This is a genomic window from Dokdonella sp. (assembly GCF_051958935.1).
Lineage (GTDB): Bacteria > Pseudomonadota > Gammaproteobacteria > Xanthomonadales > Rhodanobacteraceae > Dokdonella_A.
In genome coordinates this window covers 1-5,404 of the sequence record NZ_JBQCFP010000177.1, presented here as the reverse complement: position 1 = coordinate 5,404, position 5,404 = coordinate 1, and the positions used below count along the sequence as shown (strand labels likewise).

The window sequence follows — 5,404 nt, the reverse complement described above, 5'->3', positions numbered from 1 at the left end:
GGCTTGGCATCCCCGCGAGTTCTACATTTATGTTACACTTTTACCTGCCGCCTCGCCGCCCCGCCGTGCGCGCGTGCCGCCCTACGGGAGGTCGTAGTCGAACGCGTAGGTATGCGCGCCACCGGCGGCGATCATGATCGTCATGGAGCCGGAAAGGCCGGTGAGGGCTTCGGTGCCGGAGTCGGGCACGACCGTGATGCTCTGCGCCGCGACGCCGCGATGCATCGTCGAGCTGTGCTGCAGCACGAAGCTCCCGGCGTGGCCGTCGAGCGTACCGGTCACGCGTTCCAGCGCGACGTAGCCGGCGGAGTCGGCAATGCTCGTGCGGAAGGCGATCATCTCGCCCTGGCTCGTCGCCTCGAGCGCGCCGTGGAAGCGCTTGTCGAGCGCGAGGCGGCCGATGCCCGCGCCCTCGGCGTACGGGTTGTCGGCCTTCTGCGGGATGAGCTGGACGTCGAAGGGCCCGGTGGCGTGGTGTTTCATGGAAGCTCCTCGTGGAACGGATTCTTCGGTCGACGCGCGCGCGTGCGCAGGCGTCGGCGTGGCAAGGCCAGCGAGCACGCCGACGATGACGGCGGTGAGTGTCGCGCGGCTGGACATGATCATGGTTGCTCTCCCGCTTCGGCGGCGGGAGCATTGCAGCATGGACACCCTCGCAAGGATTGGAAAAACGCGACACGCGCGAGGCGGGCCGGTGCGCCGATGGTGAACTTCGGGCCCGGCCAGGCGCGCGGCATCCTGCAACGGCTCGCACCCGCCGGGCGGTTCCATCATGCGCGCCATCCCGCCGACGGTCCGCTCGCCGCGTTCGTGCAGCACTACTGGATTGTGCGCTGGAACCTCGCGGGCCACGCGCCGCAGCTGCAGGAAACACTGCCGCACCCGAACGTTTACCTCGTGTTCGAACCCGGCCTCACCGGCGTGCACGGCGTCGCGAGCGGTCGCTACACGCGCGTTCTCGAAGGCGACAGTTTCGCCTTCGGGGTGAAGTTCCGGCCGGGCGGGTTCCGTCCGTTCCTCGGTGGACCGGTATCCAGCCTGACCGATCGTTCGCTCGCGCTCGCGTCGGCGTTCGGCGCGCCCGCCGGCGACGTCGAGCGCCGCGTGTTCGACGCCGCCGACGAACACGCGATGATCGAGGTCGTGCGTGCGTTCCTGCTCGACCGCCTGCCGCCGCCCGATCCCGAGGTCGCGCGCGTCGCCGCGATCGTCGATGGCATCGCGGCCGACCGCGGCCTCACGCGCGTCGACCTGCTCGCCGAGCGCCACGGCCTCGGCCTGCGCGCGCTGCAACGCCTGTTCGGCGAATACGTCGGCGTCGGCCCCAAATGGGTGATCAATCGTTACCGCCTGCACGAGGCGATCGACCAGCTCGCCGAAGGCGGTCATGTCGATTGGACCGCGCTCGCGCTCGATCTCGGCTACTTCGACCAGGCGCACTTCATCCGCGACTTCCGCGCACTGGTCGGGCGCACGCCTGGCGATTTCGCACGCGACCTGAACGCGCCGCGCGGCTGACGCACGGTCACGGCGTGGCCGGCGTATGCTGGCGCCATGCGCACCTCGATCGCCCTCGCCCTGTCCGTACTGCTGTGTGCCTGTGCACACGCTGCACCGCGCCTGCTCGGCCCACCTATCAAGGCCGAGGTCGACTACAGCTGCCGCGTCGATGCCGACTGCGAGATCAAGGACATCGGCAGCTGCTGCGGCCGCCAGCCGGCCTGCGTCAACAAGGACAGCCCGACGTTCGCCGAGCGCGTGCGCGAGGAATGCGCGGCCCGCCACGAAGAGGGCGTCTGCGGATTCCCGGACGTGCGCGGCTGCAGCTGCGTCGAAGGCCGCTGCACCAACCGCGTCGAGGGCGACGACGCCGCGCCGTGAGTCGCACATCGAGCGCGCGCGACTGGCTCCCGTGCCCTCGTCCGAACTGGTACCGGCGCAGCGCGCGCACTTCGCTACCGTAGCGTCACCGGGACCCCGGCAGACGAAGGAGGCGGATCATGCGCGGCCTGAAGCGTGGACTCATCGAACTCTATACCGGACTGCTGCAACTGCAGGGCTATGTGCTGTCCGCGACCGATGTGCACTCGCGCGACGCGAGGCATCCGCGCAGTGAACGCACACGGGAAGCCTGACGGCGCTTCAGTCGACCGCGAGAGCGGGCGCCGCCGGACGACGCGCGCTGCGCGCGAAGCGGCGCCTGAGCCAACGTTCGCACGGCAGCGACCAGGCACGCGCGACCACCGCCCCGAGCAGCCAGGACAGTCCGACGCCGGGCACGTACCAGAGGAAGCTCCACTCCGCGGGCGTGGCAATCGCCTTGGAGGCCGCGACGACCGCGAACACGACGAACATGTGGCCGAGATAGATCTCGTAGCTGAGGCGTCCGAACGAGCGCAGCCATGAAAGTCCGCGCGCTCCGGGCATGCCTTCGGTGCCGTCGAGCCCGACGAGGATACACGCGACTGCTCCGGTCAGCACGAGCATCGTGCCGTTGCCGAGCCATGACCACCACCAGCCCTCGACGAGCAGCACGCTCGCGAGCGCGAGCGCACCGGTGAAGACGAGCCGGCGCGCGAACCACGGCGAACGCGCCGTCCAGCGCGCGGACACGATCGCGGCAAGGACGCCGCAGGCGATCGCAGCCATGCCGGGCAGGTAGGCCTTCTCCTGCCAGATTTCGTTGCCGTGCAGCGCCGCGCGCGTCATCGGCAGGGTCAGTGCGAACGCGGCGAGCAGCACGAGCAGCAGGCGCTCGCCACGCACGACGAGGCAGGCGAGCGGGAAGCCGAGGTAGAACGTTTCCTCGATCGACAGCGACCACAGCACGTCCCAGCCACCGGGCAGGTAGCCGGTGCGTCCCTCGTACCAGTTCAGATGCAGGCCGAACGCCGCGACGATCGCGCGCGGCAGCGACTGTCCCTCGCGCGCGATCACGTAATCCGCCGCACCCGCGAGATGGAGCAGCGACAGCACCAGCACGACGAGCACGAGGCACGGCAGGATGCGCGCGCCGCGACGCACGTAGAACGCCGCGGCATCGATGCGCGCGAGGCTGCCCCAGCGCGTGATCGAATGACGCGCGATGAGGAAGCCGGAGATCACGAAGAACACGAACACGGCCTCGTAGCCGTTCCAGTTGAGCGCCGCGAGCACGCGCGCCGGCACGACGTCGCCGAGCAGGCTCGCCTTGAGCGGGAGGCGCAGGCCGAGGTGGTGCAGCACGACCAGCAGGATCGACAGGCCACGCAGCGTGTCGATGCCCGGGTTGCGTGCGGGCGTCGCGTCGGATCGGTATGGCATGCGGTGCCCCATCACGGAATCGCGCGATCGTGCGACGACCGCGACGCGACGGCAAGCGCCAGGCGACTGGTCCATGCGCAATCGGGACAACTGGAACCCGCCGGGTTGCGCCGGTTGCCTAGCCTCGCCGCACCCCATCAAGGAGCCTGCCGATGAGTTCTGATCCGATCGCGACCGACGACCTCCATCCCCGCCGCCGCATGCGCGTGCTCGATGCCGAGATCGACTACGTCGACATCGGCAGCGGCGACCCGATCGTGTTCCTGCACGGCAACCCGACCTCGTCCTATCTGTGGCGCAACGTACTGCCGTGCGTCGCGGGCCTCGGCCGCTGCCTCGCGCCCGACCTCGTGGGCATGGGGGGCTCGTCGCCGGCACCCTCCGGCCCGTTGCGCTTCGTCGATCACGCGCGCTATCTCGATGCCTGGTTCGAGGCGCTCGGCCTCGAGCGCAAGGTCGTGCTCGTGCTGCACGACTGGGGCTCGGTACTCGGCTTCCATCGCGCGCATCGCCACCCGCAGCACGTGCAAGGCATCGCGTACATGGAAGCGCTCGTGCAGCCGCGCCGCTGGGACGATTTCCCCGCCGCGCGCGCGGAGCTGTTCCGCGCGCTGCGCTCGCCCCAAGGCGAGCCCCGCCCGCTGGACGAGAACTTCTTCGTCGAGACGGTGCTACCCAGGAGCGTGTTGCGACCGCTGTCCGATGTCGAGATGGCCGCATATCGAATGCCGACCGCGAGTGCGAGGGCGCGGCTGCAAACGCTGATGTGGGCACGCGAGTTGCCGATCGACGGCACGCCCGCGGATGTCGATGCGATCGTCGCGGACTACGCCGATGGCCTCTCGCGCAGCACGGTGCCGAAGCTCTTCGTCAACGCGGAGCCGGGCGCACTGCTGACCGGACGCGCGCGCGACTTCTGCCGCTCATGGCCGAACCAGCGCGAAGTGACCGTTCCCGGCATCCATTACCTGCAGGAGGATTCGCCGGCCGCGATCGGCGCGGCCATTGCCGCCTTCGTGCGCGAGCTGCGCATGCCGCAGGACGCCCGTGACGGCGTCCTGCGCGCAGGAGACGGCGGCGCTCTCGCGGCCTCGTGACGCGGAACCGGGCGAGCCGCTACGCTGTCGGCTCGACCACCGGACGCCGCCATGCCGACACCGATCACGCTCGCCCTGCCCGCCTGGCTCGACGAAGCGGCACCGCCGGGCCGGGTGTTCGCCGATGCGCAGGCGCAGGTCGGCTTCGCGATCGCGCTCGCGCGGCGCAACGTCGAGGAACGCAGCGGTGGACCGTTCGGCGCCGCGATCTTCGACGGCGACGGCCGCCTCGTCGCCGCGGGCGTCAACCGCGTGCTGCCCGAGGCGTGCTCGATCGCGCACGCGGAGATGATGGCGTTCATGTCCGCACAGGCGCGCCTGCGCCGCGCGCGCCTCAACGAGGGCGGCGCGCGCTACGTGCTCGCGACGAGCGCGCAACCGTGTTGCCAGTGCTACGGCGCGAGCTTCTGGGCGGGCATCGACGAGATGCGCATCGGCGCGCGTGCGAGCGACGTGATGGAGCTGAGCGAATTCGACGAAGGACCGCTGCCGGCGGACTGGCCCGGCGAACTCGAACGCCGCGGCATCGCGGTCATGCGCGACGTGCTGCGCGAGGAGGCGCGAGAGGTGTTCCATCTCTATGCGCGGGCGGGCGGTACGAGTTATTGATCCCCTAGCAGGCTGTTGAAAAACAGCCTGCGGACGCGATCCAGGGATGGATCGCTCGCGCGTCGACGACGCCGTCGTTGAATCGCGGAAGCGAGTCCGGACATGCGCCGGACTCGCTGAGTTGAAAAAGCGCTGGACAGCGCCTTTTTCACCATCCGGCTGGTGGAGCGGTGTTGAAACAATCCGGGAGGGAAGAACATCCAGGCTTGCGCCGCTCCCACAAAAGAGCGCAGCTGTTGGGGAGCGACGGAAGTCGCGGTGCTTTTGGCGACCGGCGGGGGGGGGGGGGGGGCGGGGGCCCCCCCCCCCCCAAAGCCGGCAACCGCGACGGGGGTCAGCCCCCCCCCCCCCCCCCCCCCCACGCCGCGGGCCGCGGCGGGGGGGGGCGCCCCCGC

The 5,404-nt window shown here is 70.2% G+C and carries 7 protein-coding genes; 5 read left to right on the top strand and 2 right to left on the bottom strand.

The features are described from left to right. Positions 1-81: 81 nt before the first annotated feature. Positions 82-483 carry a DUF3224 domain-containing protein gene (locus ACTHK2_RS16510; RefSeq protein ID WP_440246831.1) on the bottom strand — a complete coding sequence of 134 codons (402 nt, stop codon included), beginning with the start codon at positions 481-483 and terminating at the stop codon, positions 82-84. A gap of 222 nt (positions 484-705) precedes the next feature. On the opposite strand from ACTHK2_RS16510, the gene ACTHK2_RS16505 reads away from it, so the two are divergent. The 3 genes from ACTHK2_RS16505 (at position 706) to ACTHK2_RS16495 (ending at position 2,135) form a co-directional block, all read left to right on the top strand. Then, positions 706-1,518 (top strand): AraC family transcriptional regulator, encoded by an 813-nt coding sequence (locus ACTHK2_RS16505; RefSeq protein ID WP_440246830.1) that lies wholly within the window; start codon positions 706-708, stop codon positions 1,516-1,518. A 36-nt stretch (positions 1,519-1,554) separates the two neighbouring features. Beyond that, complete coding sequence (locus ACTHK2_RS16500; RefSeq protein ID WP_440246829.1) at positions 1,555-1,881, top strand: hypothetical protein; 327 nt, start codon at positions 1,555-1,557, stop codon at positions 1,879-1,881. A gap of 119 nt (positions 1,882-2,000) precedes the next feature. After that, a complete protein-coding gene (locus ACTHK2_RS16495; protein WP_440246828.1) occupies positions 2,001-2,135 on the top strand; it encodes a hypothetical protein in 135 nt (44 codons plus the stop codon). 7 nt (positions 2,136-2,142) lie between these two features. On the opposite strand, the gene ACTHK2_RS16490 is transcribed toward ACTHK2_RS16495, so the two are convergent. Continuing rightward, positions 2,143-3,303 (bottom strand): acyltransferase family protein, encoded by a 1,161-nt coding sequence (locus ACTHK2_RS16490; protein WP_440246827.1) that lies wholly within the window; start codon positions 3,301-3,303, stop codon positions 2,143-2,145. Positions 3,304-3,455: 152 nt separating this feature from the next. Here ACTHK2_RS16490 and ACTHK2_RS16485 point away from each other — a divergent pair, with 152 nt between their 5' ends. Next, positions 3,456-4,400, top strand: a complete 945-nt coding sequence (locus tag ACTHK2_RS16485; protein ID WP_440246826.1) for a haloalkane dehalogenase — start codon at positions 3,456-3,458, stop codon at positions 4,398-4,400. Positions 4,401-4,451: 51 nt separating this feature from the next. Beyond that, positions 4,452-5,009: a nucleoside deaminase gene (locus ACTHK2_RS16480; RefSeq protein WP_440246825.1), complete on the top strand. Its 558-nt coding sequence runs from the start codon at positions 4,452-4,454 to the stop codon at positions 5,007-5,009. The last annotated feature ends 395 nt before the right edge of the window (positions 5,010-5,404 follow it).